The sequence below is a fragment of the Ramlibacter sp. MMS24-I3-19 genome, assembly GCF_050320135.1.
Taxonomy (GTDB): Bacteria; Pseudomonadota; Gammaproteobacteria; order Burkholderiales; family Burkholderiaceae_C; genus Ramlibacter.
This window is the reverse complement of record NZ_CP190017.1, coordinates 4,048,213-4,072,952: the sequence shown is the minus strand read 5'-3', so window position 1 is coordinate 4,072,952 and position 24,740 is coordinate 4,048,213. Positions and strand designations below refer to the sequence as shown.

Sequence of the window (24,740 nt, the reverse complement as noted above, 5' to 3'; positions counted from 1 at the left end):
CCAGTCTCCTTCGTTCGAGGTGTTGTTGTCAGTGCAGGACCGCCACCGCATCCGCGGCACGGACCCCGCCGCCCGCGGGCAGCACGAAAAGGGGATTGATCTCCGCTTCGACCAGCCGGCCGCCGAGTTGCGCGGCCATGCCTGAGAACGCGACGATCGCATCGATCAGGGCTTCCACATCAGCCTTCGGCCGGCCCCGGAAGCCGTCGAGCAGCGGCCAGGTCTTCAGCTCGCGCGCCATCGCCAGCGCCTCCTCCCGGCCCAGGCCGCCGCTGGCCGGCAGCAGGCGGATCGTGGAGTCGTTGAACAGTTCGGCCGTGACGCCGCCCATGCCGAGCAGGATTGCAGTGCCCAGCGGGTCGCGCCGCATGCCGAGGATGAACTCCGTGCCGCCCTCGACCATCTCCTGCACGAGGAAGCGCACCGGCCGCTCGCCTGCACGGCGCTCGACCTCCTCGGCCATCGAGGACAGCCGCGCGCCGATCTCCTCCGGCACGAGCTTCACGGCCACGCCGCCGACGTCGCTCTTGTGCGTGATCGCGCCCGACAGGATCTTCAGCACCACGCGGCCACCCAGCTCGCGGGCGGCGCGTTCGGCGCCCGCCGTGTCCTGCACCACGACTTCGCGCGTGCAGGGCACGCCGAAGCGCGCGAACAGCGCCTTGGCCTGGGCTTCGTCGAGCGAGCCGGCCGGAAGGTTGTCCAGGGCCACGGGCGCGGCCGCGGGTCGGCGTCGGCGCGCGCCAGTCCCGCGCCTGCAGCAACCCGGCGAGGGCTGCCGTGCAGCTTTCCGGCGCAGAGAACGACGGAACGCCGTTCTGCGTGAGCAGGCTGGCCACGCCGGGCGCATGCGGGCTGACGTACGCCAGCACCGGCTTGTCGGAGAGGGGCAGGCAATCGCGGATCGCGCCGGCCATGAGCTCGGGCATCGCCAGCGCCGAGGCGCCGACGATCACGACCAGCGCGTCGTAGGTCGGGCTCGCCAGCAGCGCCTTGATGGCGCCGCGCAGCAGGTCCGGCTGCAGGCCGGCGAGCGTCACGTCGATGGGATTGCGGTCCAGCGCCGCATGGTCGCCGGTCTGCAGCGCCCGCAAGGCAGCGGCGGTCGCTGCGTCGGGCGGCGGCGTCTCGAATCCCGACACGCCGAGGCTGTCGGATACCAGCGTGCCCGCGCCTCCGGTCGACGTGAGAATGGCCACGCGGTGGCCGCGCAGCTTGCGGCCCGTCGCCAGCGCCGCGGGGATGTCCAGCAGGTCGCCGAAGGTCTGCGCACGGATCACGCCGGTCTGGTGGAACAGTGCGTCGTACATGCGGTCGGCGCCGGCGAGCGCTCCGGTGTGCGACACGGCCGCTTGCGCACCGGCCTCCGAGCGACCGATCTTGAAGGCGACGATGGGCTTGCCCGCGCGCGCGGCCCGCAGCGCCGCGGCACGGAACTTCTCCGGGTGGCGCACGGCCTCGACGTAGAGCGCAATCACGCGCGTGGCCTCATCGTCCACCAGCGCGTCGATGAAGTCGGCCAGCTCCAGGTCCACCTCGTTGCTGGTGGAGACGAGCTTGGACAGGCCGATGCCGCGGGCGGCCGCGCGCGAGAGCAGCGACCCGAGGATGCCGCCGCTCTGCGACACGACGCCGATGGTCCCGGCCGGGAAATGCTCCATCTCGAGCGCGCCCGAGGCGGAAAGCACGATGGCGTCGGTGAGGTTCACGAGGCCGATGGTGTTCGGCCCGAGGATGCGCATCGAGCCGGCAGCCTCCATCAGCTGTTGCTGGCGCCGCGCACCCTCTTCACCGGTCTCGGTGTAGCCGCTGGCCAGCACGATGGCTGCGGCAGTGCCGCGCGCCGCGAGCTCACGCACGGCGAGGTGCGCGCGCTCGGCGCCCAGCAGCACGATCGCCACGTCGGGCGTGTCCGGCAGCGAGGCCACGTCGGCATAGCACTTCAACGTGCCGATGCGATCGACCTTGGGATTGACCGGATAGATCGTGCCGGCGAAGCCGTGCTTGACGAGGTACGCCACCGGCCGGCCGGCCGTCTTGGCGGGGTCCGCGGAGGCGCCGATGACGGCGACGCTGCGCGGCTTCAGCAGTCGGGCGATGGCGTCCATGGCCTTACTGCTTCGCCGCCGCGGACTTCGCCAGGAAAGCCTCGACGGCAGCCCTGTGCTCCGCGCTCGTGTAGCAGATGCCCTGCGCCTGGCTGCCCTGGGCGAACACCTGCTGCGCCGACGATTCGAAGGTCTGGTCCAGGATGGACTTGCCCAGGGCCAGGGCCGTGGCCGATCCCTGGCTCAGTTCGCGGGCCCAGGCCTGCGCATCCGCGAGCAGGCGATCCGCAGTCGTCCTGCGATCGACGATGCCCAGATCCAGCGCCTCGTCGGCATCGACCTTGCGGCCGGTGAAGATCAGTTCCTTGGCCTTGGGCAGGCCCACGCGGCGCGGCAGGAAGTACATGCCGCCGCCATCGGGGACGATGCCGCGGTGGATGTACGACCACGTGAAGCTCGCCCACTCGCTGGCGATGATGAAGTCGCAGGCGAGGGCGGTGTCCGCCCCCAGGCCGGAGGCCGCGCCGTTCACCGCGGCGATCACCGGCTTGGGCAGGGTGTGCAGCAGGGCCTGCGTGTGGTGCACCCGCTGTTGCCGGTGCCAGCCGTTGAAGGCCACTTCGCCGGCCGGCGCGTTCAGCCGCCGCTCCATGCCGGCGATGTCGCCGCCGGCGCAGAAGCCCTTGCCGGCGCCCGTGAGCACCAGCGCGCGGATCGCCTTGTCGGCCCCGACGCGCTCGAGCGCGGCGATGAACTGGGTGCGCATCTCGTCGCTCATGGCGTTGCGCTTGTCGGGGCGGTTCAGCGTGAGCGTGGCGATGCCGCCGTCCACCTGCAGTTCGATGAGGGATGTGTTCATGGTGGGAATTTCAGTCGGCCTTGACCTTGTTGTCCTTGACCACCTTGCGCCAGCGGGCCTGTTCGGCGCGGACGTAGGCATCCAGTTCCTCCGGCGAGCCGGCGCTGACCGTCAGCCCTTCGGGCTCGAGCTTGTTGCGGAACTCCGGCGACTCGGTGGCCTTCCTGGCCGCGTCATGCAGCCGTGCGATGAGCTCCGGCGGCGTGCCGGCGGGCGCGAACAGGCCGTACCAGCTCTCGACCGCGTAGCCAGGCACGGTCTCGGCCACGGCGGGCACGTCCTTGAAGGCGTCGGAGCGCTTCGGCGTGGTGACGGCGAGGGCGCGCAGCTTGCCGCCCGTGATCTGCGGCTTCGCGGCCGCGGCGGTGGCGAACATCATGTCCACCTGGCCACCCATCAGGTCGGTCATGGCCGGGCCTGCGCCCTTGTACGGCACGTGGCTGGTGTGGACGTGCGCCAGGTTGTCGAACATCTCGCCGGCCAGGTGCGCCGAGGTGCCGTTGCCCTGCGAGGCGTAGGTGAGCTTGCCCGGGTTGGCACGCGCCGCCGTGAGCACGTCCTGCACGGACTTGTACGGACTGTCCGTGCGCACGACCAGCACGTTCGGACCGCGCGCCAGCAGGATCACCGGCGCGAAGGCCTTGTCGGTGTCGAACGGCAGGCGCTGCATCAGGCTCGGGTTGACCGCGTGCGCGAAAGTGGCCACCACGAGCGTGTAGCCGTCGGGCGCGCTCTTGGCCACGTAGTCGGAGCCGATGATGGTTCCGGCGCCCGGCTTGTTCTCCACGATTACCGGCTGCCCGAGCAGCTGGCCCATCCCGACGGCCAGCGTGCGCGCGATCGCGTCCGTCCCACCGCCGGGCGCGAAGGGCACGACCAGCCGCACCGGCTTGTCGGGGAACGCGGCGAAGGCGCTCGACATTGCGATCACGCTGGCGCCCAGTGCAATGGCGAACCGCGCGAGGAGCGAACGGAAGGAAGCTGTCATCGGGTTGTCTCCTGGCCGCTGGGGCCGATCGGCAGCAGGCTCGTCGGCCCGTGCATCTCGCGCGGAAGCTTAGACAAGAGGGCCGGACCGCACACCCCGTCGATTCCAAGGAGTGGAATTTTCCGGCGGGAGCCCCGTACACTGGGCCACGCACTGTCATTCCTGCCCGTGACCTCCAGCAACTCCGAACGGCCACCGTCATCGCGCGCTCCACGCGGCGCCAAGCCCGGCCGCTCGCCCGCCAATCGCTCGCTCGAGCGGGGCATCGAACTGCTGCGGGCGTTCCGGCCCGGTTCGACTTTGCTGGGCAATGCGGAACTCGCGGAACGCACGGGCCTGGCGCGCTCGACCGTCAGCCGCCTGGCCCAGACGCTGGTCGGCGCCGGCATGTTGCAGGCCGACCCGCGCACGCGTGCATTCCGGCTCGCGCCCGCCGTCCTCAGCCTCGCGCACGCGATGCGTTCGGGCTCGAACCTGCTGTCGCTCGCCGCACCGCTCATGCGGTCCACGGCCGAAGCAGGCAGGGTCAACGTCGGGCTTGCCGTCGCGGATGGCGACGAAATGGTCTACCTGGAGTCGATCCGCTACAACAGGCGACCCACGCTGCGGGCCGTGGTGTCGGGGCAGCGCGTGCCGATGGAGCTGACCTCGCTGGGGCGCGCGTGGCTGGCGGGCGCACCGGCTGCCAGCCGCAAGGCCTTGCTGGCCCATTTCAGGCAGGTGCGGCGCGCCCAGTGGAGAGCCCTCGGCCCCGAGCTCGCGGCTGCCATCGAGAGCGTGGCCGTGCATGGCTGGTGCGCTGCTGCGTGGCAACCGGAGGTGGTCGCAGTCGCGACGCCGCTGGACATCGACGGCGCGCTGTATGCCCTGAACGTGAGCGTCTCGACCGCGGACGACGTGCAGCAGACGGCGAGCGAACTGTCGGGCCTGCTGCTTGCCTTGAAGGCAAACATCGAGAAGCTGGTGAGCACGGGGGAGCCGCCGCCATACTCGAAGCCTGGAGGCTGACCCATGCGGCAACTTTTCTTCGCCACCCTGATGCTCACCTTGCTTGGCAGCTGCGCATCGACCGCGCCGCAACAACCTCGAGAGGATCCGTGCGCCGGGGGCGAAGCCACGCACGCATGCCAGGTGCAACGCTATCGCGACGCAACGTGAACGACGCACGAGGCCTCAGCCGTCGCGACCTGCTGGCAGCCGTCGTCGTCGTCCTCATCTGGGGCATGAACTTCGTCGTGATGAAGGTGGCGCTGCGGCACTTCTCACCGCTCCAGCTGGGCGCGGGGCGGTACCTCTTTGCCGCGCTGCCACTCGTGTTCTTTGTCCGGCCACCCCGGCTGCACTGGCGCTACGTGGTGCTGTATGGGCTGCTCCAGGGCCTGGGCCAGTTCGGATGCCTCTTCATCGCGCTGCGCGTCGGAATGACCGCATCGCTTGCCTCCGTGCTGCAGCAGACGCAGGTGTTCTTCACGGCGATCTTCGGTTTCCTGCTGTTGCGGGAGCGTCCCACGCGGCCGCTGCAAGTCGGGCTCTGCCTGGCCGCCGTCGCCCTGGCGTGTTTCGCCATCCCGTACGCACTGCCGAATGCCAGTGCCGGCGCTACGACCGCGCTCGGGTTCGCCCTGAACCTTTGCGCCGCGGCATCGTGGGCGGCGTCCAACATCGTGGCGCGCAAGGCGCAGGCCTCCAGCACGGGATTCAATCCGTTCGGGCTGGTGGTGTGGGCGAGCGTGATTCCAGTGCTGCCTTTCGTGGGGCTCTCGCTCTGGTTCGACGCGCCCGATACGCGCTGGCGCTGGTTGCAGGCCGACGCGTGGAGCTGGGCCGCCGTCGCTTTCCTCGGGTGGATCGCGACGATCACCGCTTACGGATTGTGGACGGCGCTGTTGAAGCGGCACCCCGCCAACCGCGTCGCCCCGTTCAGCCTCGGCGTGCCGGCGGTGGGCATCGCCGCAGGCATGGGTCTGCTCGGGGAACCGATCTCGACGTGGCAGGGCGTCGGGATTGCCTTCGTCGTGATGGCGCTCGCCTGCGTCATGTTCTGGCGCAGCCGGCCCCCCGCTGCCATGTCATCGCGCATCCGTCACTGACGCACGTAGCGCAGGTGCGTGGCGCCTGGACCTTCGAGCACCCGGTCGATGCGGAACTGCGGCCCCGGATCGCGCAGGTTCTCGAACAGGCGACGCCCGCCACCGAACAGCACGGGTGCCAGCGCGATCTCCAGTTCGTCGACGGCGCCCAGGTTCAGGTACTGCTGGATCACGTCCGCTCCACCCGCGATGCGGACATCGCGACCGCCTGCGGCTGCGCGCGCCAGTTCCAGCGCACGCTCCGGCCCGTCATTGACGAAGTGGAAGGTCGTCCCGCCGGGGCGCACCCACGGTTCGCGCTTCTCGTGCGTGAGGACGTAGACCCGCGTGTGGAACGGGGCTTCCTCCGGCCACGCGACCTCGCCCTGGTCGAACATCCGCTTGCCCATGATGTTGGCGCCGATGCGTTCGGCGGTACTGCGGACCAGGTCGTTGACCGGGCCGGTCTCTCCGCCTGGCCCCATCTTGAGAAGGTTCTCGCGGAAGTACTGCTGCCGCAGGAGCCAACCCATCATCGCGCCCCACTTGGCGCCCCAGCCCTTGTACCCGGGATCGCTCATGGTCATGCCTTCCGGCGCCATGTAGCCGTCGAGGCTGAGTCCGATGTTGACGAAGACTTTGCTCATGGTTGTCCTTTCACCTTCTCTCTTCCATCCAGAACGTGGCCCACAGATGGCCGTCGGGGTCGGCAAGGTCCCGCGAGTACATGAACCCATGGTCCTCGGCGGGGTTGGCGTCGGCCTGTCCGCCGTGGGCCTTAGCGGCGCGGTTGATCGCGTCGACGGCCTCGCGGCTGTCCATCGCCAGGGAGAGCATGTGCCCGATCGCGCCGGCGGGCGGCAACGGCCGCGGCGTGAACGTGCGCCACTTCGCGTGCGTGATCAGCATCACCTGGATCGATTCGCTCCACGCCATGCAGGTGGCCGTTTCGTCGCTGAGGCGCGTGTTCGGTTCGAAGCCCAGGGCCTTGTAGAAGGCCGTCGAGCGTGCGAGGTCGGCGACGGGCAGGCTGATGAAGATCGTCTTGGTCATGGTGGGTCCCCGATCGGGTTTGTCTGCAAGCTGGGGCTCCGCGAATCCGGAGCTCCATCCCCACGACGATCGAGGAACGCTGGAATCGACAATCGCGTGATTGTCCGGTCGCTTCAGGCTCACCCGAACATCGCCCGGATCGCCTCGACCCCGGCCAGCGTCATCGCCACGAAGGGCTTGTCCAGCGGCAGCGGCTGCGACGCGCACCTGGCAATGACGAGGTCCGCGGCCGGATCGATGAAGACGTGCTGGCCGAAGACGCCGAGGCCGAACACCAGCGGCCGCTCGCCACGCAGCACGTACCACTGGCTGCGGTAGTGCATGGTCGCGCCGTCGAAGAGGTCGAAGAAGTCGCCGGACTTCCAGGCCGCCACGCCGTCGAAGTCGACGATGTCCTGGATCCAGCGTTCCGGCACGACCTGGACGTCGCCATGCCGTCCTCCGGTCACGAAGAGCCGGCCGAGGCGCGCCATGTCACGGGGCGTGGCGCAGAAACCACCGGCACAGCGAGGTGCGCCAAGGCGGTCGACGGTGATGTAGGCATCGCGCTCGGCCTGGAGCGGCTGCCAGAGCACCTCGCTCACGAGGTCGGCATAGCGCGTGCCGGTGGCGCGTTCCAGCACCCAGCCCAGGAGGTCGGTGTTCGGCGAGACGTAGTGGAAGCGGCCGCCGTGCTCTCCGTCGCGCCCGGCCAGGGTCTGGAGGAAGCTTCGCAGGTCGGTGGGCGATTCGCCGACCGGCACCGGATCCCACAGGTGCGACTTCCTGTACGCGATGATGGCGCCGTCCTTCGCGAGGTAGTCCTCATCGAACCGGATGCCCACGCGCATGTCCAGCGCATCCCGCACGGTGGCACCGGCGAAGGCACTGCTCCGCAGCTCGGGAATCACGTCGGTGAGCGGTGCATCGGCGTCCAGCTGGCCGCGGCCCGCGACGATGCCTGCGACCAGTCCAAGCACGGACTTGGACACCGACATCCAGATGTGCGGCGTCGCGGGGCTCTGGCCCTCGGCGTAGGTTTCGAAGGCGACCTTGCCGTCCTTCAGGACGACCATGGAATCCGTGAAGGTCTTCTCGAGCCACTCGTCGAAGCCGAAGCTCTGGCCGGCCTGCGACATGCGGAAATCGGTGAACCGGCGCGCCTCGCATTCCAGGGACTGGGCGGCCGTCGCCGCACGGACGAACGCGGAGGGAACGAGTTCGCTCACGTGGTTGAACGCCCACCGGTTGAACGGAGGCGTTCGCCAGTTGGACAGCGTCACCAGCTTGTCGGGGTCCGGCGGAAACCCGGTCATCAGGTCCATGGGCGCTCTTTCATGCGTGGATGGCGATGGCGCTCATTCTGACTGCCGGGGCCGCAGCCACTTCTCCAGCACGAGCCCGTCGATGCCGTCGCTGTAGCGGTCGCGCGTGATGCCCACTTCGTGGAAGCCCTGCTCGTTGTAGAAGACGCGGGCGGGAGCGTTGTCGCGGCGGGCTTCGAGCCGGATGCGTTCGACCCCTGCGACACGCGCGGACGCCTCCAGCCAGCGCAGCAGCGAACGGGCCGCACCGCGGCGCCGGTGCGCCGGATCGATGGCGAGCAGCGAGAGGTAGGCGTGCTCGTCGCGGTACTCCATGATGCCGAACCCCACGATCCGGGCATCCTCGCGGACCACCGCCACGTTGGTGTCCGGCTGGCGGATCGCGCGCAGCACGCGGCCCTCGCGCCAGTTCCAGGGCAGGCCCGTCTCGATCAGGTCGCGCGACATCGCGGCGATGGCGGCGGCATCGGCTGGCACTGCGAGTTCGACGGGCGGGTCGGCGGTCATGGCTTCCTAGAATGGCGGGACACGAACAAGGGCTGGTCGCATGGCAGGTCGCTGGTATTACGGGTGGAACATCGTCGCTGCGGCGGCCGTCCTCACGCTCCTCTCCTCGGGCATGCGCCTGAGTTTCGGGCCCTTCTTCATGCCGATGGTGCACGACCTGGGCTTCAGCCGAAGCCTGCTCGCCACCATCGTCGCGGTCGGGATGCTGGTGTACGGACTGGCGATGCCGCTCGCGGGCCTGCTGATCGCGCGCTGGGGCACCCGGCCCGTGCTGCTGGCGGGCAACGTGCTGGTGGTGGCCGCCGTGCTGTGGACCGTCACCGCCTCGGACGTGTCCGCGTTCCTGCTTGCGTTCGGCGTGCTGCTCTCCGTCGGCCTGGCGTTCACCAGCCCGGTTGCGGTGACGCCCGTCATCAGCCAATGGTTCACGCGCCGGCGGGGGATGGCGTTGTTCTTTCTCTCGACCGGCTCGATGGCGGGCATGGCCATCATGACGCCGGTGCTGAGCCTGGGCATCGACCACTTCGGCTGGCGCCCCACGCTCATGGGCTTCGCCACCGTCTTCACGCTCTTCACGCTGCCGGCGGCGATCTGGGTCATCCATGACGACGCGCCCGAACACACCGACCTGGGCGCGCAGGAGTACGCGGCCCAGCGCGCGCGGGCCGGCGCGCAGCCGCAAAGCCTGCGGCTGCGCGACGCGGCGCGCACGGCGCCGTTCTGGAAGATCTTCTTCGGCCTGTTCTGCTGCGGCTTCAGCATGAACCTCCTGGGCACGCACGGCATGCCGATGCTGATGGACCACGGCTTCGACGCCTTCACCAGCTCCATGGGCATCGGGCTCATCGGCTTCGTGGCGATCGGCGGAACGCTGATGCTCGGGCGCTTCGCCGACCGCCTGCCGCGCCGACACATCCTGGCCGCCATCTACTTCGTGCGCGGGCTCGGCTTTCTAGCCTTGGTGATGGTGGGCACCCACTGGGAGCTGTACCTCACGTCGAGCATCGGCGGGCTCGTCTGGGCCGGCAGTATCGCGCTGTCGTCCGCCATCCTTGCCGACGTCTACGGCGTGCGGCTGGTCGGCGTGCTCTACGGCATGACCTACCTGGGGCACCAGATCGGCGGCATGCTCAGCGCGTGGCTCGGCGGCTGGGGCTACGAGCACTTCGGTACGCACTGGGTCGCGTTCGGCGGTGCCGGCCTGCTGCTCATGGCGGCCGGGGTGGTGGCCCTGCAACTGCCCCGCAAGGGCTTCACGCTGATGGCGGCGCCGGCCGTGGCCTGACGCTTCGCCCGCCTACCAGTGCTGCAGTGCTGCCTCGGCGGCGCGCCGGAAGCGCTGGGCCGCGCGCACGGGTCCCAATCCTGCCGCTGCATAGTCGTTCCAGTTGTTCAGGATCGCGATGACCGGCTTGCCTTCCCAGTCCTTCGGGTCGTAGCCCATCTGCATCACGCGCGAGCGATAGTTGAAGGAGCGGAAGTCGTCGCGCGCCAGCCAGCGCTGGCTGCGCAGCGTTTGCAGTTTGCTCATGGGCATGGATCCGTGAGATGAGGGCGATGATGCAGCGGGCCTGCGCCGCTAGACTGGGCCGATGACCGCTCCCACCGATCTCGCCGGCAGCGTGCAGGTGCTGGCCTTCGACATCTTCGGCACCGTCGTCGACTGGCACGGCAGCATCGTGCGCGAGATGGCGCAGCTGCATCCGCAGGTGGACGGCGACGCATTCGCACGCGCCTGGCGCGAAGGCTACAGGCCGGCCATGGCGCGCGTGATGCGGGGCGAGCTCGGCTGGTCGCGCATCGACGATCTGCACCGGATGATCCTCGACGACATCCTCCCGCGCTTCGGACTGCAGGCACTGGATGAGGCCTCGCGCGCGCACCTCAATCGCGTGTGGCACCGGCTGGACCCATGGCCGGACAGCGTCGAGGGCTTGCGCCGGCTCAAGCGGCGCTACACGCTTTGCACGCTGTCCAACGGCAACATCGGGCTGCTGACGAACATGGCCAAGCGCGCCGGGCTGCCATGGGACTGCGTGCTCTCGGCCGAGGTCTTCCGCGCCTACAAGCCGGATCCGGCCACGTATCTCGGCGTCGCGCGCGTGTTCGACCTGCGGCCCGACCAGGTGATGCTCGTGGCGGCGCACCACGACGACCTCGCCGGTGCACGGGACTGCGGCCTGCGCACGGCGTACATCGAGCGCCCGTTGGAATTCGGTGCGGCCCATCCCAAGGACGTCACGCCACGCCCCGGCAACGACCTGCACTGCGCGAATCTCCTGGCGCTGGCGGATGTGCTCGGCGCCTGATCGTCGACGTGGACGGCTTTGACGGGCAGCGCGGCCATGCGAACATCCACGGTTCCAACTCTCTTCCCGAGCCGCATCCCATGCACAAGCATTTCCCCCGAGCCTCCTTCGCGCGCACGGCGCTCGTCGTCGCCTGCCTGGCGTTTGCCGGCGCTGCCTTCGCCGATCCGCTGAACGTCGTCTCCTCCGGAGGCTTCGCTGCGGCCTACAAGAAGCTGGCTGCGCAGTACGAGAAGGAGACCGGCCAGCAGGTGCATTCGGAGTGGGGGCCGTCCATGGGCAAGACCGTGAACGCCATTCCCGCCCGCCTGGCCCGGCATGAGCCGATCGACGTGGTGATCATGGTCGGCGATTCGCTCGACAAGCTGATGGCCACCGGCCAACTGGCGCAGGGCAGCAAGGTCGCCCTTGCGGACTCGCGCATCGCCTGCGCCGTTCCCCACGGCAGCCCGCATCCCGACATCCACGACGTCGCCGGGCTGAGGAAGGCGCTGCTGGATGCGAAGTCGGTCGCCTGGTCCGACAGTGCCAGCGGCGAGTACATCGAGAAGGAGATGCTGCAGAAGCTCGGCGTGGCCGACGCGGTGAAGCCCAAGGGACACAAGATCCCCGCGACACCGGTCGGCGAGATCCTGGCGAAGCACGAGGCCGACTTCGGTTGCCAGCAACGCAGCGAACTGCTCCCGGTGTCGGGCATCGACATCGTCGGCGACCTGCCCGACGAGGTCCAGTACGTCACCGAGTTCTCGGCGGCGGTCGTGGCGGGCAGCCCCCACCAGGACGAAGCGCGCAAGTTCCTGGGGTACCTGGCCTCGCCGAAAAACGCGGGCGCGATCAGCGACACCGGCCTGGTGCCGCGCGCAGCCGGGAAGTAGGGCCGCTATCTCCTTGCGTTGAGGTCAGTCGCCGCCGTCTACCACGCCGAACGGTCGGAAGCTGCTGCTTCATTGAGCAATCTGTGGGAGCCCACAATCCACGCGGGTTCTCGCTGGAAGCGGCGCGGTTTCTCACAGAGTTGTCCACACCAGCTGTGAGTTAACTCCTACAGAATTTCGCACAAATGCTGAGGTGCGGGCGGTGCGAGCTGTGGTACAGGAGCACGGGCGGCGGCTGACTCAGAACGTCGCGATCGGCTGCGCATCCTGCGCATCGGCCGGAATCGGCGGAACGGGGGTTGCTTCCGCGGGCGGCTCGGCCAGCGTGTGAACGGCTGGAGCCGGTTCACCGACCAGGACGGGTTGGCCGAGCCCTCGATGGGCCAGTGCGCTGCCCCCTCCGATGAGGCTGGCGGCCAGCGCGGCGAGCGCGGCGACGGCGAGCAGCGCGCCCCAGGCTGCCGTCCTCGACGGGCGTCCGCCGCGACCTGCAAGGAACATCCTGGTCATCCGCTGGCCAGGGCGAGAGCGACCAATGCGGTCCATGAGCGTTCTCCTTCGGTGTGCCCGCGCAGGAAAGCGCGCGGCAACTTCATGGTCCGGAACGCAGGCCGCGCACGCTGTGCGTTCGCGCACCGCTTTCTGAAGAAAGGGAGCGAGAGGTTGCGCCAGCCGCCTACAAGCGCGGCCATGCGGCGCCGGCATCCTGAGCGCATGAACGCAGCGGTGGACGGCGGGGTGGTACTGGCTGAGGCGCTCGTCGCGCTCGGGCGCTGGCTGCAATCGACCGGCTATGCCTTCACCACCGTCACGCCGGCCACGCAGGCACGCGTCAACGCGCGACCGGGCGCGGCGCATGCGCACACGGTGCGCGACGTCTTCGGCTGGAGCCGGCCATTCGCGCCCGTGCTGCTGCCCCCGCATGTGCTGGATCTGCTGGAAGGCGCGGGACTGGCCGAGCATCGCGGCGATGGCCTGCTTCGCAGCAGGGTGCGGTACTCCAGCCTGCATGGGCAGCTCTACGCGCACTCGGCCTGGCCCACGACCGAAGAGGACGCCGTCTTTTTCGGGCCGGACACCGTACGTTTCGTCGACCTGCTGCGTGGCGAGCTGGACCGCGCGCCGCTGGGCGAGGGCGGCCGCATCCTCGACATGGGTTGCGGCGCCGGCCCGGGTGGGCTGGCGGCTGCGCAACACGCGCGAGCCGCGCAGCCGCGCCTGGTGCTGGCCGACATCAACCCGCGTGCATTGCGCTTCGCGGCCGCCAACGCGGCCCTGGCCGGTTGGCAGGACGTGACGTTCGCGCAGGGCGACCTGTTCGGCGCGGTCGACGGTGCGTTCGACTTCATCGTCGCCAATCCGCCGTACCTCAACGACGCGGCCCAGCGCACCTATCGCCACGGCGGCGGCCGCTGGGGCGAGGGCCTGTCGGTGCGCATCGTGCGCGAGGGCGTCGAGCGCCTTGCGCCCGGCGGCCGCCTGGTGCTCTACACCGGCGTGGCGATCGCCGAAGGGATCGATCCCCTGCTGGAAGCCTTGCAGCCGTTGCTGCACCAGCGCGGCTGGCCATGGCGCTACCGCGAGCTCGATCCCGATGTCTTTGGCGAGGAGCTGGACGAGCCTGCCTATGCGGATGCCGAGCGCATCGCGGCGGTCGCATTGCTCGTGGAGCGGCCCGCATGAGGATCCTGGGGGTCGGCGAATGCAACGACCTCGCGGCCATGCACCACGGCTTCGTGCAGCGCGGCCACGAGGTGCGCGTGTTCGTCGAGGACGCCGCCTATGCCGACGTGCATGGCGGCATGCTGGACTTCACCGCCGACTGGCAGCGCGAGCTGGGCTGGGTGCGCGAGGCGGGCGACGATGGCCTGGTCATCTTCGAATCTGCTGTCAAGGGCGAGCTGCAGGACCGCCTGCGGCGCGACGGCTTCCACGTGATCGGCGGCAGTGCGCTGGGCGACAGGCTCGAGGCCGATCGCACGTTCGGCCAGCAGGTGCTGCGCGAGGCCGGCCTGAAGACCGCGGCCAGCCATCCGTTCACCGACTACGCCGCGGCGATGCAGTTCGTGCGCTCGCATCCGGGCCGCTACGTGCTCAAGTTCAATGGCGCCAACAGCGCGCGCACGCGCAACTTCGTCGGCGAGATGGACGACGGCTTCGACCTGCTTGCGCTGCTCGGCCTGCATGCGTCGCGCCAGCAGCCGGGCGAGGCCGTCGACTTCGTGCTGATGGAGCACCTGCAGGGCGTGGAAGTCGGGGTCGGCGGCTACTTCGATGGGCAGCAGTTCCTGCAGCCGGCCTGCATCGATTTCGAGCACAAGCGGTTCTTTCCCGGCGAGCTGGGCGAGCTCACGGGCGAGATGGGCACCATCGTCAGCTACCGCGGCTCGCAGCCGCTGTTCGATGCCGTGCTGGCACCGCTCGCGCCGCTGCTGCGCGACGGTGGCTACGTGGGCTACATCAACGTCAACCTGATCGCCAACGAAGCCGGCCTGTGGCCGCTGGAGTTCACCAGCCGCTTCGGCTATCCGGGGTATGCGATCTGCGAGGCACTGCACCTCGAACCGTGGGAAGCGATCTTCCGCCGCATGCTGCGCCATGACGCCGAGCGCATCGCGACGCGCGACGGCTTCGCCTGCGGCGTGGTGCTGACGGTGCCGCCGTTCCCGTACCACCACGGCTACGCCGAGCTGGGCAAGGGCGCGCCGATCTGCCTGCGCGACAGTCTCACCGCACGCGATCGAGCGCAGCTGTCGTTCGCCGAAGTCGCGCAGGTGCAGGGGCAGCTGGTCACGAGCGGGGCCACCGGCTACATCGGCGTGGCCACCGGCCTCGGGGCGACCGTGCGCGACGCCAATGCCGAGGCACTGCGCATCGCACGTGGCGTCGTGGTGCCCAACCTTCGCTACCGGCGGGACATCGGCGAACGTGTCGAACGGGGTGACCTGCGACGCCTGCAGAGCCTGGGCTTGTACGAAAGCGCGGTGTCCCTCGCGATGCATCCGTCTCCTGCCGCGCAGGCTGTCCGGCAGGCGTAGGAGCCTGCGCACGGTGGTGCGCGCCCGCGCCCGATACGGTGCACGCCGTGCCGCGGGCACAGTGGATGCATTCCACGAACACCCAGGGACGCATGCATATCGGAGGCCAGGAATGGCAGCAGTTGCAGGCCAGGACGGCACCCGAGCCGGGCCTCGAGCCCGCGGGCGACACGCCGCTGGCGTCGCTGTACCACCGCCTGCGCGACGGCGTGCCCGATGCGGCCACGCGTGACGAGGCGGCGCAATTTCTCTCGCAGGAGATCGGGCGGCTCGATCCTGCCGCTTCGGAATTGCCCGCTTCGCCCGAGGAGCTGCTCGCCTGGATGGAGGCCAGCACGCACTCCGTGCACGCGAGGTACGCGGCTTACCTCGAGGAACGCAAGGAAGGCGCGCCGCGCCGCTTCTTCTCCAACCGCGCCCATGCCCTGTACGTGCTGCGCTCGATCGCGCCCACCAAGCTGGTCGACGGTTCGTGGCTCTACGGCCTGGTGGCGCACTGGCGCAATCCGCGCCTGTCCGACCTGGTGCGCACCTATGTCGAGGAGCTGGGCGAGGGCGCGATCGACAAGAACCACGTCGTGCTGTATCGCAGCCTCCTCGCGCGCTACGCGCTCGATCCGCTCGACGGCCTGGACGATGCGCTGTACCGCCAGGGCGCGATCCAGCTCGCGCTGGGATGGAACGCCGAACGCTTCCTCCCGGAGGTGGTGGGCTTCAACCTCGGCTACGAGCAACTGCCGCTGCACCTGCTGATCACGGCCTACGAGCTCAATGAGCTCGGCCTCGATCCGTACTACTTCACCTTGCACGTCACGGTCGACAACCCGGACAGCGGCCATGCGCGACGCGCCTGCCAGGTCGCGCTGGACCTGCTGCCGAAGCTGGACGACGGCGGCGCGTTCTGGCGCCGCATGCGCATCGGCGCGCAGCTGGCCGATGCGGGGCTCGGCACTGGAGCCGTCATCGCCGCATTCGACAGCGAACAGGAAGTGCTGCGCATCCTGCGCCACAAGGCGCGGTCGGGCAGCGGTGCGCACTCGGACTACTGCAAGGTGGCGGGCCGCGGCGTGAACGACTGGCTCGCGTCACCCGAGGACCTGCCCGCCTTCCTGGGCGCGCTGCAGCAGGCGGGCTGGATCAAGCGCGGCGAGCCGGCGGAGCACAGCCGGTTCTGGAAGCTGCTGCAGGGCGAGCGCGCCGAGATGTTCGGCGTGTTCTCCAGCTACGAGCTGCAGGTGATCCACGACTGGATCCGCGGCGCGGCGAGCAGCGACGGCGCGCCGTACACCGAGGCACCGCCTGCGGATTCGGCGACCCGGCGGCGTCCCACGTTCCGCGCTGCCGTGCGCAACGGGATGGTGGCGGCCGTGGGGGACGAAACACCGGCCGACCTGCTCGATCCAGACCTGCAGGCGATGCAGGAGCGGCTTCGCACGTCCGACGTGGCCGGGCGCGACGCCTTGCTGGTCGAGGCGATGTCGCCCGCGACCCACTGGACGCCGGCGGGCCTGGAAGCCACGCGGCAGTTCTGGACCGGCGTGACGCGCTGAGGATGCAGCCTCAGCGAACTGCTTCCATTCCCTTCGCCTTCAGCAGCGGCTCGATCTCCGGTCCTCGCAGCGCATCGAGCAGTTGCCGCGCGGCCTCGGGCTGCGCCGCGCGGGCCGACAGGGCGCCCGCGTACACCGTGTAGTTCTGCACCTCGGCCGGAAGCGGCCCGACGACGGTGACGCCTTGCACGGGCAGCAGCTCGCTCATCTGCTGGATCGCGATCTCGGCCTGCCCGCCGGCCACCTTTTCCGCACTGTGGCCGCCGGGCACGAGCACGGCCTTGGCCCGCACCTGGTCGGCGATGCGCAGGCGCTCGTACAGCCGGAACAGGTAAACCCCGCTGGTGCCGCCCGCGGCGGGATCGACCATTGCCACGGACCGCGCCCGCAGCAGCAGCGCGCGAAAGGCATCGACGCTGCCGATGTCCGGCAGCGTCGCGCCGGTCTTCACCGCGACGCCGATGCCTACGCGTGCCAGCGGCCGCGGCGGTTCGGACGCCAGCTGCGCGGCGACCGGCTGCAGCGAGGCCGGGCTGGAGACCACCACGTCGAACGCCTCGCCGCCACCCACGCGCTTCTGCAGGCCGCCGGCCGTGTCGTTGTCGATCACGAGGCGGTGGCCGGAGCGTTGCTCGAACGCCGGCTGCGCCGCGAGCAGCACCTGCCGATAGGCGCCTGCGGTGAGCACCTTGACGTCGGCGGCGATGCCGGCCAGCGGCAGTGCGAGAACGGCGCTGGCGAGAATGGCACGGAGAGGGTGTCGCATGCGCGGCAGTGTAGGCCTGCGCGGCGCCAGGCTGATCGACAACAAGCTCCTACAAACTGCCGCGCTGCAACTCGTGGAGCATCGGCGCCATGCCGAAGACAGACAAGTCCGCATCCCTCCTGCCCAACAACGAGCCCCATACCGACACCCGCAACGAACCCTCCGCCCTCGAGCTCTGGGGCGGCTACGAATGCACCGTCAACCGCGTCGGCGACGCCTGGTTCGACCAGACGCCGCGCAGTGGCCATGAGCACCGCATCGAGGACCTCGCGTTATTCGCCAGCCTCGGCATGAAGTCCCTGCGCTATCCGGCGCTGTGGGAACGCATCTCGCCGGACACGCCCGAGCAGCGCGATTTCCGCTGGACCGACGAACGCCTGCCAGAGCTGGCCCGGCTGGACGTCAATCCGATCGTGACGCTGTGCCACCACGGCAGCGGACCGGCGTACACGAGCCTGGTGCACGACTCGTTCGCGCCCGGGCTGGCCGCGCATGCGGCCGCGGTCGCGCAGCGCTATCCCTGGGTGCGCGACTGGACGCCCGTCAACGAGCCGCTCACGACGGCGCGCTTCTCGGCCCTCTACGGCTTCTGGTACCCGCATACCACGGACGAGCGCCTCTTCTGGCTCGCGCTGCTGAACGAGATCGACGCGACGCGCCTGGCCATGCGCGAGATCCGCAAGGTCAATCCCCAGGCGCGGCTGGTGCAGACCGACGACCTGGGCTACTGCCATGCGACACCGCCGCTGCAGGAAGCCGCGGACTTCCAGAACGAGCGCCGCTGGATGGGCTGGGACCTGCTGTGCGGCAAGGTGGTGCCCGGGCATGCGTTGTGGAACCGCCTGTGCGGCCACGGCTTCGAGCAGCGCCTGCGCACGATCGCCGACGATCCGTGCCCGCCCGACGTGATCGGCATCAACCACTACCTGTCGAGCGAGCGGTTCATGGACCACCGCGTCGAGCGGCACTGGCACCGGGCGATGGCCGACCGCAACGTGAGCCGATACAAGGGCATCCCGCTGGTCGACGTGGACGCGATGCGGCACGTGCGGCCCGGCGTGCTGGGGCTGCCTGCGCTGCTGCGCCAGGCCTGGGAGCGCTATGGCATCGAGGTTGCCGTCACCGAGTGCCACAACGGCACCACCCGCGAGGAGCAGGTGCGCTGGTTCGTCGAGGTGTGGCGTGGCGCGCAGAAGCTGCGCGACGAGGGCGTGAACATCCGCGCCGTGACGGCCTGGGCGCTGCTCGGCTCGTACGACTGGAACCGCATGGTGACGCGGTTCGTCGGCCACTACGAGCCGGGCGTGTTCGACGTGCGCAATGGCACGCCGCGGCCCACGCGGATGGCCTCGGTGCTGCGCGACCTGGCGAGCGGCCGCGAGCCGCAGGCCCCAGGCCTCGAGATCGAAGGCTGGTGGCGCCGGCCCGGCCGCTACCTGGACGCGCCACCGCCGGCGGGGCCCTGTTTCGAACGCACGCCCGAGTCGCCGGGTGAGGGCGCGCCGTTGCTGCTGGTGCTGGACGACGGGCCGCTGTCGCACCTGGCAGTGCGGGCCTGCGAGGTCCGCGGCCTGCCGTACGTGCGGTGCGGCGACGACCTGCGCGGCAGCATCGAGCGGGTGCGTCCGTGGGCCGTCTTCGATGCCCGCGACCGCGAGGGCCTGGCCGGTCCGCGGCGACGCCTCGCCAACTGTCCGCACGGCGCGCGCACGTCGGTAGCGCGCATCTGCGCCGATGCGGGCGTGGCCTGCGGCCTGTTCACCTCGGCGTTCGGCCCTGGACTCTCGGCCGAGGCGCTGTCGCTGCCCGGCGTGCTGGTCGCGCGTACCGGGCCCGTGTACGTGCCTTGGGACCGCAACGCGCACGCGGTGCGCATGCTGGAGACGCTGGAAGCCGGCCAGACGCTGAACGCCCGTGGCGCACCGTGGCACGAGGTCTATGGTCCGGACCTGGTGGACGGGATGCTCGACTTGCTGTCCGATGGCGCCAGCGGTGGCTTCAACTTCTTCCCGGCCGAGGGCTGGTCGCAGGCCGAGGTCGCGCGGCACGTGGCCGTGGTGGCCGAAGCCGACCCGTCCCTCGTGGTGCAGGACGACGACGCCGACGGCACGGCGCCCGTGTACCCGGGCCACGATGCGGTGTCGTACCTGCCGCCCACCGAGACGACGGTGGAGCGTCTCGTGCGCGAGGCGCGCATGGCGCGCCGCGAAGGCGAACTGGCGGTCGAACGCCGGCAGGACGACGTGCGGCTGGAGGATGCGGCGCGGGGTTGAGGCCGAGCATGCCGTGCGCCGGGAATGTAGCGCTGGTCACACTCGGTCACGGCAGGACGCGACCGCGGCCGGCCCGCGGCACGCGCGGTCCGTGCTAGCGTGGCTGGCCTGATCCGCACGCCGATGCGGACTCCCTCACGACAAGGTGCCCCATGCCACGCTTCGTTTTCCTGACCGTCCCCGCCATCGCGCTGCTGGCCGCCTGCGGGACCCAGCCGGCTTCGCAAGCCGCGTCGGCCTGCGAACTGGCCGCCGTGCCCAGCGGCGCCGTGTTCGGCGTGCGCGACGGGATCGACATCGCCACCTACCCGACGGAGCACCCGAGCGGCTTCACCGGCTGCCAGCGCGTCTGGCACGGCGTACGCGACCGGCCCGAATCGATGCAGGTGCTGGCGACGTACTACTACGACCAGGGCCAGGTCCGGCGCCTGGTCGGCCAAGTGCCCGGCGGGCCGTCGTACGACTGCCGCTACCGCGACGGGGCGCTGGACCAGGCGCAGTCGCGCAATCCGGGCGTGTGCCCCGATGCGTCGTCGGTCGACCGGCTGCCGGTCGGCCCACGCTGAACACAGCGGGACGGAGGCGGTGGCCATGAGCGAGCCGATCAAGACGGGCGACCGCTGCGAGGTGATCGCGGGCGCCCTCGGCAGGGAAGGTCCGAACATCGGCAAGCTGGTGACGGTGGGATCGCTGCGCGGCGAGCACAGCGAACACGGGCGCATCTGGCGCTGCCATGGGGAAGGCCTGGTGACGGAATTCGGCGGGCTCGGGACCGAAGCCGACTTCGCGCAGTCCTGGCTGCGCAAGCTGCCGCCCGATACGGTCGGCCCCGCGGAGCGCGAGCAGGACCTGGTGGCCAGCCGCTGAGGGCCGCTCCCCGGCGGGAGCGGCCCCAGGCCTCACAGCCGCTTCACCCCCGGCAGGATCGCCACCAGCACGCCATTGACGTACAGCGCACCTTCGGGCGCGCCGGCGTCGCCGTGCAGGCTGTGGAATTCCACCGTCTCGATCTGCGGGACGGTCGCCGCGGCCTCCTCGGTCTTCGCCACACGCAGCGCCAGGCCGTGCGCGGCGTCGCCGGCCGAGCGCAGGGCGGCGCCGATCATGTGCAGCAGCGTGGCGCTGAAGGGCCGGCCGGCCAGGATGGCTGCGAAGGTCAGTGTCTTGCTCATCGTGTTCTCCTTCTGGTGGGTGGCAAGGGACTGCAGGTCGACGCACAAACAAAACGGCCCGGGGCTGGAGCCACCGGGCCGTCCGCGACGCGTGCCGTGTCAACGGCGAGGCGGCGCGGCCCCCGGGGGCGCAGGGTGGGCATGACGGCCAGGACCGGGGCGCCTGCAACGGACAACGGCGCGATGCCGCGTTGGGCGCGGGCGCGTTGCGGTTGGAGGGCGAGGTGGTTCATGGACATCGGGTTGGGGTGGATCGAGGGCCTCGTCGCCGCGCCAGGACTGCAGCGCAACGACTTGATCAAATGATAAAGGTGCTGTGATCTGGGGCGCAAGCGCCGTTCATCACCACGGCCATGCGTGATGTGCATGGCGACGTGCGCGCGGCACATGGCCCGCTTTCCGCAATGACAGCGGATGGAGGGGCTTCAGCGCTTGCGCTTGAGGGGCGCGACGCCCGCCTGCGAGCGTTGCCAGAGCGAAGCGGCTTCGTCGGCCGGCGCGGCGGGCTTGGCCGGCGGCTTGGCAGGCGCCTTGCCCGTCGGAGCTGGCGGAGATGGCTGCATCAGCACCTCGCCGAGCAGTTCCAAGAGGCGCGTGCGGGCGCGCTGCGGATGGCGCCTGTAGTACGTGAGCACCAGGCCGACGATGAAGCGCTCGTCGTCGTCCTGCGGCAGCGGGCTCTCCTGGGGCGCGGCGGCTGGGACGGTGCGGATCCGGCCGGCCGCGAGCTGCCCGCCTCGTGCGGCACGTCCATCCAGCCCACCGGCTTGTGGCACAGCTGCTCGAACTGGCGCGCCAGCCGCTCGCCGATCTGGCGCGAGCGGCTCTTGATCTGGCTCCAGTAGCTGGGATGGATCTGCAGGCGCTCGGCGAAACGGCCTTCCAGGCCGCGCAGGGTGGCGGCATCGGGGTGCTTGACCGTGGCGTGGACGAACTCCTCGAAGAGCACGAGCGCGTTGTCCAGCCGGACTTGCGCCACGTCGCGGGGGCCTGCGTGCATGGGCCGCGATGATAAACCTGGCTTGATCAGCCGGCCATGCGCCGGCCGTGCACGCGTCAGAGGCCCTTGGCCAGCGGGATGCGGAACGAGAACTCGGCGCCCTGGCCGACGCCCGCGCTGCGCGCCATCATGCGGCCGCCGTGCAGGCGCACCAGCTGCCGTGCGAGCGCCAGGCCCACGCCCAGGCCGCTGTCGGGGAAGGCGCCGGGCGCCGTCTCGCCCTGTGCGAAGAGTTCGAAGATGCGGTCCAGGTCCTGCGCGGCGATGCCGCGGCCGTTGTCGTGGACGATCACTTCGGCGTCGTTGCCGGCGCGCCGCGCGCTCAGCGAGATGCGGCCGCCATCGGGCGTGTACTTGGCCGCGTTCACCAGCAGGTTCTGCAGCACCTGCGCCAACCGGGTCGGATCGCCTTCGACCAGCAGCCCGGCATGGGCAGGGACGTCGACGTGCAGCTCGTGGCGGCGCGCGTCGATCAGCGGCCGGACGGTCTCGACGCTGTGCCGCACGATCTCGGCGATGTCCACGCGCTCGGGCCGCAGCGTGATCTTGCCCGTCGTGAGGCGCGACACGTCCAGCAGGTCGTCGACCAGCCGCGTGAGCTGTGCCAGCTGGCGATCGATGATGTCGCGCACCTTCACCAGCGGTGGCGACAGCGTCTTGTCCATCTGCATCAGCGTCACGCCGTTGCGGATGGGCGCGAGCGGGTTGCGCAACTCGTGCGCGAGCAGGGCGATGAAGTCGTTCAGGCGGCGGCTGGAGCGCTCCAGGTCCTCCATGCGGCGCTGCTGCGACAGGTCCTGCGTGACCACCGCGAACCCGAGCGGCTCGCCGCTGCGGCCGTAGACGGCGGTGACCACGGACTTGGCCCAGAAGCGCGTGCCGTCCTCGCGCTGCCGCCAGCCTTCGTCCTCGGTGCGGCCGTGGATGCGGGCCTGCTCGAGGATGGCCTCGGGCCGTCCGGCCTCGCGTTCGGGCGGGCTGAACAGCATCCGGAACTGCAGCCCGATGGCCTGCTCGGCCGGCTGGTCGTGGATCGCTTCAGCGGCCGGGTTCCAGCTCTGCACCTTGCCGTCGCGATCGAGCATGAAGATCGCGTGGTCGCGCACGCTGTCCACCAGCAGGCGGAACCGCTCCTCGCTGGTGCGCAGCGCCTCCTCGTGCGCGCGCCGCTCGGTGAGGTCGCGCGTGACCTTGGCGAAGCCGGTCAAGGCGCCGCCGCCGCCCGGTTCGCGCAGCGCCGTGATCACCACGTTGGCCCAGAAGCGCGTGCCGTCCTTGCGCACGCGCCAGCCCTCGTCCTCGAAGCGGCCGTCGCGTGCGGCGCGCCGCAGCTCCTCGTCGGGCCAGCCGGTGGCGACGGCCTCGGGCGGATAGAAGATGGAGAAGTGCTTCCCCAGGATCTCGTCCTTGCGCCATCCCTTGAGTTTCTGCGCGCCGCTGTTCCAGCTGACCACGTGCCCTTCCGTGTCGAGCAGGAAGATGCCGTAGTCCACCACTGCTTCGACGAGCAGCTGGAGGCGGTCTTCCATCGAACCGGAATGGGGGGCGGGGCGGCCAAGGCGGAGGCGAAACGGGTGGGCGGGGCCAAGCGTTCCATTATCAGGCGATGTGCGCGGGGCCGGGTGTGGCCTGTCGGCATCGCCGCCGCCGTTTCCCCGCCCGCGTCCTACCGCTCAACAGCGACGCGCCCCTCAGCATGGTCCCCATGCGCGAGGACACCAGCGACGCCGAGGATCCGGGGCTCGTCGACCCCGAAGACGCGGCCCGCTCGGCCGGGCTGCGTTATGTGAGCGACGAGCAGCCGGGCATCTCGCGCGTGAAGGCGGGTGAGGGTTTTTCCTACCGGAAGTCCAACGGCAGCACGGTCACCGACGAGCGCACGCTCGAACGCATCCGCAAGCTGGCCATCCCGCCGGCGTGGACCGACGTGTGGATCTGCAACGCGGCCGACGGCCACCTGCAGGCCACCGGCCGCGACGTGAAGGGCCGCAAGCAGTACCGCTACCACCCGCGCTTCCGCGAGGTGCGCGAGGAGACCAAGTACGAGCACATGATGGCCTTCGCCCGCGCGCTGCCCGCCATCCGCAAGGCCATCGGCGAGCACATGGCGCTGCGCGGGCTACCGCGCGAGAAGGTGCTGGCCACCGTCGTGCACCTGCTGGAGAGCACGCTGATCCGCGTCGGCAACGACGACTACGCCAAGGAAAACAAGAGCTACGGCCTCACCACGCTGCGCAACCAGCACGTGGCGGTGGACGGCACGCAGCTGCGCTTCAACTTCAAGGGCAAGAGCGGCAAGACCTGGCGCCTGCAGATCAAGGACCGGCGCGTGGCCAAGGTCGTGCGCGCCTGCCAGGAGCTGCCGGGGCAGCGCCTGTTCCAGTACACCGACGACGACGGCGAGCTGCGCGAGGTGACCTCGTCCGACGTCAACGCGTACCTGCGCGAGATCACCGGTCGCGAGATCACAGCCAAGGACTTCCGCACCTGGGCGGGCACCGTGATGGCGGCGCTGGCGTTGCAGGAAGTGGAGGCGGCCGAGACGCAGGCGGCCGCGAAGAAGAACGTGCGCGCCGCGATCGAGCGCGTCGCCGGCCGCCTGGGCAACACGCCGGCGATCTGCCGCAAGTGCTACGTGCACCCCGAGGTGCTGCAGGCCTATGCCGAGGGGCAGCTGCTGCTGCAGATCGAGCAGAAGGTCGAGGGCGAGCTGGACAAGGCCACGTCGCTGCGGCCCGAGGAGGCCGCGGTGCTCACGCTGCTGCAGGGACGCCTGGAGCGCACGCTGGAAGGCCAGCTGGGCGACAGCCTGGTGGCGCTGAAGGAGAAGAAGGGCGCCGCGGACAAGAAGGGGGCACCCAAGCGGCGCAAGCCGCGCGAGGCGGCGGCCCACGCCTGAGGGCGATCAACGAACGGGGGTGAAAGCGGA

The 24,740-nt window shown here is 70.1% G+C and carries 25 protein-coding genes and 1 pseudogene; 12 read left to right on the top strand and 14 right to left on the bottom strand.

Annotated features, from left to right (window positions below):
* Positions 1 to 28: 28 nt before the first annotated feature.
* The 3 genes and pseudogenes from ACPWT1_RS20175 to ACPWT1_RS20165 all read right to left on the bottom strand — a co-directional run bounded on the left by ACPWT1_RS20175 (position 29) and on the right by ACPWT1_RS20165 (position 3,895).
* Positions 29 to 2,108 (bottom strand): annotated as a pseudogene (locus ACPWT1_RS20175) (acetate--CoA ligase family protein).
* Positions 2,109 to 2,112: 4 nt separating this feature from the next.
* Positions 2,113 to 2,907, bottom strand: coding sequence for an enoyl-CoA hydratase/isomerase family protein (locus ACPWT1_RS20170; RefSeq protein ID WP_427912912.1), 795 nt, complete (start codon positions 2,905 to 2,907; stop codon positions 2,113 to 2,115).
* A 10-nt stretch (positions 2,908 to 2,917) separates the two neighbouring features.
* On the bottom strand, positions 2,918 to 3,895 hold the full coding sequence (locus ACPWT1_RS20165) for a tripartite tricarboxylate transporter substrate binding protein (RefSeq protein ID WP_427912911.1): 978 nt from the start codon (positions 3,893 to 3,895) through the stop codon (positions 2,918 to 2,920).
* 168 nt (positions 3,896 to 4,063) lie between these two features.
* Here ACPWT1_RS20165 and ACPWT1_RS20160 point away from each other — a divergent pair, with 168 nt between their 5' ends.
* A complete protein-coding gene (locus tag ACPWT1_RS20160) occupies positions 4,064 to 4,903 on the top strand; it encodes an IclR family transcriptional regulator (RefSeq protein ID WP_427912910.1) in 840 nt (279 codons plus the stop codon).
* Positions 4,904 to 5,118: 215 nt separating this feature from the next.
* Complete coding sequence (locus ACPWT1_RS20155) at positions 5,119 to 5,985, top strand: EamA family transporter (protein ID WP_427915605.1); 867 nt, start codon at positions 5,119 to 5,121, stop codon at positions 5,983 to 5,985.
* On the opposite strand, the gene ACPWT1_RS20150 is transcribed toward ACPWT1_RS20155, so the two are convergent.
* The 4 genes from ACPWT1_RS20150 to ACPWT1_RS20135 all read right to left on the bottom strand — a co-directional run bounded on the left by ACPWT1_RS20150 (position 5,979) and on the right by ACPWT1_RS20135 (position 8,828).
* Positions 5,979 to 6,611, bottom strand: coding sequence for a dihydrofolate reductase family protein (locus tag ACPWT1_RS20150; protein ID WP_427912909.1), 633 nt, complete (start codon positions 6,609 to 6,611; stop codon positions 5,979 to 5,981). The genes ACPWT1_RS20155 and ACPWT1_RS20150 overlap by 7 nt on opposite strands.
* Before the next feature lie 10 nt (positions 6,612 to 6,621).
* On the bottom strand, positions 6,622 to 7,017 hold the full coding sequence (locus tag ACPWT1_RS20145) for a VOC family protein (RefSeq protein WP_427912908.1): 396 nt from the start codon (positions 7,015 to 7,017) through the stop codon (positions 6,622 to 6,624).
* A 119-nt stretch (positions 7,018 to 7,136) separates the two neighbouring features.
* The gene (locus ACPWT1_RS20140) at positions 7,137 to 8,321 is read right to left on the bottom strand and encodes a serine hydrolase domain-containing protein (protein ID WP_427912907.1); all 1,185 of its coding nucleotides are present in this window, start codon (positions 8,319 to 8,321) and stop codon (positions 7,137 to 7,139) included.
* 33 nt (positions 8,322 to 8,354) lie between these two features.
* Positions 8,355 to 8,828: a GNAT family N-acetyltransferase gene (locus ACPWT1_RS20135; protein WP_427912906.1), complete on the bottom strand. Its 474-nt coding sequence runs from the start codon at positions 8,826 to 8,828 to the stop codon at positions 8,355 to 8,357.
* Between the two features lie 40 nt (positions 8,829 to 8,868).
* Between ACPWT1_RS20135 and ACPWT1_RS20130 the strand changes: the two genes are divergently transcribed.
* A complete protein-coding gene (locus ACPWT1_RS20130) occupies positions 8,869 to 10,113 on the top strand; it encodes an MFS transporter (RefSeq protein WP_427912905.1) in 1,245 nt (414 codons plus the stop codon).
* Positions 10,114 to 10,125: 12 nt separating this feature from the next.
* Here ACPWT1_RS20130 and ACPWT1_RS20125 read toward each other — a convergent pair whose 3' ends face one another.
* Positions 10,126 to 10,359 carry a hypothetical protein gene (locus ACPWT1_RS20125; RefSeq protein WP_427915638.1) on the bottom strand — a complete coding sequence of 78 codons (234 nt, stop codon included), beginning with the start codon at positions 10,357 to 10,359 and terminating at the stop codon, positions 10,126 to 10,128.
* A 61-nt stretch (positions 10,360 to 10,420) separates the two neighbouring features.
* On the opposite strand from ACPWT1_RS20125, the gene ACPWT1_RS20120 reads away from it, so the two are divergent.
* On the top strand, positions 10,421 to 11,137 hold the full coding sequence (locus ACPWT1_RS20120) for a haloacid dehalogenase type II (RefSeq protein ID WP_427912904.1): 717 nt from the start codon (positions 10,421 to 10,423) through the stop codon (positions 11,135 to 11,137).
* An 80-nt stretch (positions 11,138 to 11,217) separates the two neighbouring features.
* Positions 11,218 to 12,012, top strand: a complete 795-nt coding sequence (locus ACPWT1_RS20115) for a substrate-binding domain-containing protein (RefSeq protein ID WP_427912903.1) — start codon at positions 11,218 to 11,220, stop codon at positions 12,010 to 12,012.
* Positions 12,013 to 12,252: 240 nt separating this feature from the next.
* Here ACPWT1_RS20115 and ACPWT1_RS20110 read toward each other — a convergent pair whose 3' ends face one another.
* Positions 12,253 to 12,558 carry a hypothetical protein gene (locus ACPWT1_RS20110; protein ID WP_427912902.1) on the bottom strand — a complete coding sequence of 102 codons (306 nt, stop codon included), beginning with the start codon at positions 12,556 to 12,558 and terminating at the stop codon, positions 12,253 to 12,255.
* Between the two features lie 168 nt (positions 12,559 to 12,726).
* Here ACPWT1_RS20110 and ACPWT1_RS20105 point away from each other — a divergent pair, with 168 nt between their 5' ends.
* The 3 genes from ACPWT1_RS20105 (at position 12,727) to ACPWT1_RS20095 (ending at position 16,600) form a co-directional block, all read left to right on the top strand.
* Positions 12,727 to 13,695, top strand: coding sequence for a methyltransferase (locus ACPWT1_RS20105; protein ID WP_427912901.1), 969 nt, complete (start codon positions 12,727 to 12,729; stop codon positions 13,693 to 13,695).
* Positions 13,692 to 15,050, top strand: a complete 1,359-nt coding sequence (locus tag ACPWT1_RS20100) for a phosphoribosylamine--glycine ligase (protein ID WP_427912900.1) — start codon at positions 13,692 to 13,694, stop codon at positions 15,048 to 15,050. Before ACPWT1_RS20105 ends, ACPWT1_RS20100 begins: the two co-directional genes overlap by 4 nt.
* 92 nt (positions 15,051 to 15,142) lie before the next feature.
* Positions 15,143 to 16,600: an iron-containing redox enzyme family protein gene (locus ACPWT1_RS20095; RefSeq protein ID WP_427912899.1), complete on the top strand. Its 1,458-nt coding sequence runs from the start codon at positions 15,143 to 15,145 to the stop codon at positions 16,598 to 16,600.
* A gap of 10 nt (positions 16,601 to 16,610) precedes the next feature.
* On the opposite strand, the gene ACPWT1_RS20090 is transcribed toward ACPWT1_RS20095, so the two are convergent.
* Positions 16,611 to 17,366, bottom strand: coding sequence for a molybdate ABC transporter substrate-binding protein (locus ACPWT1_RS20090; protein WP_427912898.1), 756 nt, complete (start codon positions 17,364 to 17,366; stop codon positions 16,611 to 16,613).
* A gap of 89 nt (positions 17,367 to 17,455) precedes the next feature.
* Here ACPWT1_RS20090 and ACPWT1_RS20085 point away from each other — a divergent pair, with 89 nt between their 5' ends.
* From ACPWT1_RS20085 to ACPWT1_RS20075, 3 genes are all read left to right on the top strand, one after another.
* Positions 17,456 to 19,639: a family 1 glycosylhydrolase gene (locus tag ACPWT1_RS20085; protein ID WP_427912897.1), complete on the top strand. Its 2,184-nt coding sequence runs from the start codon at positions 17,456 to 17,458 to the stop codon at positions 19,637 to 19,639.
* A 152-nt stretch (positions 19,640 to 19,791) separates the two neighbouring features.
* Positions 19,792 to 20,205 (top strand): hypothetical protein, encoded by a 414-nt coding sequence (locus ACPWT1_RS20080; protein ID WP_427912896.1) that lies wholly within the window; start codon positions 19,792 to 19,794, stop codon positions 20,203 to 20,205.
* A gap of 25 nt (positions 20,206 to 20,230) precedes the next feature.
* Entirely contained in the window at positions 20,231 to 20,506 is a 276-nt protein-coding gene (locus tag ACPWT1_RS20075) for a hypothetical protein (protein ID WP_427912895.1), read from the top strand.
* A 32-nt stretch (positions 20,507 to 20,538) separates the two neighbouring features.
* Here ACPWT1_RS20075 and ACPWT1_RS20070 read toward each other — a convergent pair whose 3' ends face one another.
* The 4 genes from ACPWT1_RS20070 to ACPWT1_RS20055 form a co-directional block, all read right to left on the bottom strand.
* Entirely contained in the window at positions 20,539 to 20,811 is a 273-nt protein-coding gene (locus tag ACPWT1_RS20070) for a hypothetical protein (protein WP_427912894.1), read from the bottom strand.
* A 425-nt stretch (positions 20,812 to 21,236) separates the two neighbouring features.
* Positions 21,237 to 21,374 (bottom strand): hypothetical protein, encoded by a 138-nt coding sequence (locus ACPWT1_RS20065; RefSeq protein WP_427912893.1) that lies wholly within the window; start codon positions 21,372 to 21,374, stop codon positions 21,237 to 21,239.
* Complete coding sequence (locus ACPWT1_RS20060; RefSeq protein ID WP_427912892.1) at positions 21,374 to 21,811, bottom strand: hypothetical protein; 438 nt, start codon at positions 21,809 to 21,811, stop codon at positions 21,374 to 21,376. The genes ACPWT1_RS20065 and ACPWT1_RS20060 overlap by 1 nt, the downstream gene beginning before the upstream one ends.
* 56 nt (positions 21,812 to 21,867) lie before the next feature.
* Positions 21,868 to 23,340 (bottom strand): PAS domain-containing sensor histidine kinase, encoded by a 1,473-nt coding sequence (locus ACPWT1_RS20055; protein ID WP_427912891.1) that lies wholly within the window; start codon positions 23,338 to 23,340, stop codon positions 21,868 to 21,870.
* Between the two features lie 176 nt (positions 23,341 to 23,516).
* On the opposite strand from ACPWT1_RS20055, the gene ACPWT1_RS20050 reads away from it, so the two are divergent.
* Positions 23,517 to 24,710, top strand: a complete 1,194-nt coding sequence (locus ACPWT1_RS20050) for a DNA topoisomerase IB (protein ID WP_427912890.1) — start codon at positions 23,517 to 23,519, stop codon at positions 24,708 to 24,710.
* Positions 24,711 to 24,740 lie beyond the last annotated feature (30 nt).

Bases quoted from the DNA above. Each gene is read 5' to 3' on its own strand.
- ACPWT1_RS20120 (WP_427912904.1), top strand. From the start codon at position 10,421: ATGACCGCTCCCACCGATCTCGCCGGCAGCGTGCAGGTGCTGGCCTTC.
- ACPWT1_RS20135 (WP_427912906.1), bottom strand. From the start codon at position 8,828: ATGACCGCCGACCCGCCCGTCGAACTCGCAGTGCCAGCCGATGCCGCC.
- ACPWT1_RS20165 (WP_427912911.1), bottom strand. From the start codon at position 3,895: ATGACAGCTTCCTTCCGTTCGCTCCTCGCGCGGTTCGCCATTGCACTG.
- ACPWT1_RS20130 (WP_427912905.1), top strand. From the start codon at position 8,869: ATGGCAGGTCGCTGGTATTACGGGTGGAACATCGTCGCTGCGGCGGCC.
- ACPWT1_RS20150 (WP_427912909.1), bottom strand. From the start codon at position 6,611: ATGAGCAAAGTCTTCGTCAACATCGGACTCAGCCTCGACGGCTACATG.
- ACPWT1_RS20115 (WP_427912903.1), top strand. From the start codon at position 11,218: ATGCACAAGCATTTCCCCCGAGCCTCCTTCGCGCGCACGGCGCTCGTC.
- ACPWT1_RS20050 (WP_427912890.1), top strand. From the start codon at position 23,517: ATGCGCGAGGACACCAGCGACGCCGAGGATCCGGGGCTCGTCGACCCC.
- ACPWT1_RS20055 (WP_427912891.1), bottom strand. From the start codon at position 23,340: ATGGAAGACCGCCTCCAGCTGCTCGTCGAAGCAGTGGTGGACTACGGC.
- ACPWT1_RS20100 (WP_427912900.1), top strand. From the start codon at position 13,692: ATGAGGATCCTGGGGGTCGGCGAATGCAACGACCTCGCGGCCATGCAC.
- ACPWT1_RS20085 (WP_427912897.1), top strand. From the start codon at position 17,456: ATGCCGAAGACAGACAAGTCCGCATCCCTCCTGCCCAACAACGAGCCC.
- ACPWT1_RS20140 (WP_427912907.1), bottom strand. From the start codon at position 8,321: ATGGACCTGATGACCGGGTTTCCGCCGGACCCCGACAAGCTGGTGACG.
- ACPWT1_RS20070 (WP_427912894.1), bottom strand. From the start codon at position 20,811: ATGAGCAAGACACTGACCTTCGCAGCCATCCTGGCCGGCCGGCCCTTC.
- ACPWT1_RS20155 (WP_427915605.1), top strand. From the start codon at position 5,119: ATGAACTTCGTCGTGATGAAGGTGGCGCTGCGGCACTTCTCACCGCTC.
- ACPWT1_RS20095 (WP_427912899.1), top strand. From the start codon at position 15,143: ATGCATATCGGAGGCCAGGAATGGCAGCAGTTGCAGGCCAGGACGGCA.
- ACPWT1_RS20090 (WP_427912898.1), bottom strand. From the start codon at position 17,366: ATGCGACACCCTCTCCGTGCCATTCTCGCCAGCGCCGTTCTCGCACTG.
- ACPWT1_RS20110 (WP_427912902.1), bottom strand. From the start codon at position 12,558: ATGGACCGCATTGGTCGCTCTCGCCCTGGCCAGCGGATGACCAGGATG.
- ACPWT1_RS20080 (WP_427912896.1), top strand. From the start codon at position 19,792: ATGCCACGCTTCGTTTTCCTGACCGTCCCCGCCATCGCGCTGCTGGCC.
- ACPWT1_RS20065 (WP_427912893.1), bottom strand. From the start codon at position 21,374: ATGCAGCCATCTCCGCCAGCTCCGACGGGCAAGGCGCCTGCCAAGCCG.
- ACPWT1_RS20105 (WP_427912901.1), top strand. From the start codon at position 12,727: ATGAACGCAGCGGTGGACGGCGGGGTGGTACTGGCTGAGGCGCTCGTC.
- ACPWT1_RS20145 (WP_427912908.1), bottom strand. From the start codon at position 7,017: ATGACCAAGACGATCTTCATCAGCCTGCCCGTCGCCGACCTCGCACGC.
- ACPWT1_RS20075 (WP_427912895.1), top strand. From the start codon at position 20,231: ATGAGCGAGCCGATCAAGACGGGCGACCGCTGCGAGGTGATCGCGGGC.
- ACPWT1_RS20060 (WP_427912892.1), bottom strand. From the start codon at position 21,811: ATGCACGCAGGCCCCCGCGACGTGGCGCAAGTCCGGCTGGACAACGCG.
- ACPWT1_RS20170 (WP_427912912.1), bottom strand. From the start codon at position 2,907: ATGAACACATCCCTCATCGAACTGCAGGTGGACGGCGGCATCGCCACG.
- ACPWT1_RS20125 (WP_427915638.1), bottom strand. From the start codon at position 10,359: ATGAGCAAACTGCAAACGCTGCGCAGCCAGCGCTGGCTGGCGCGCGAC.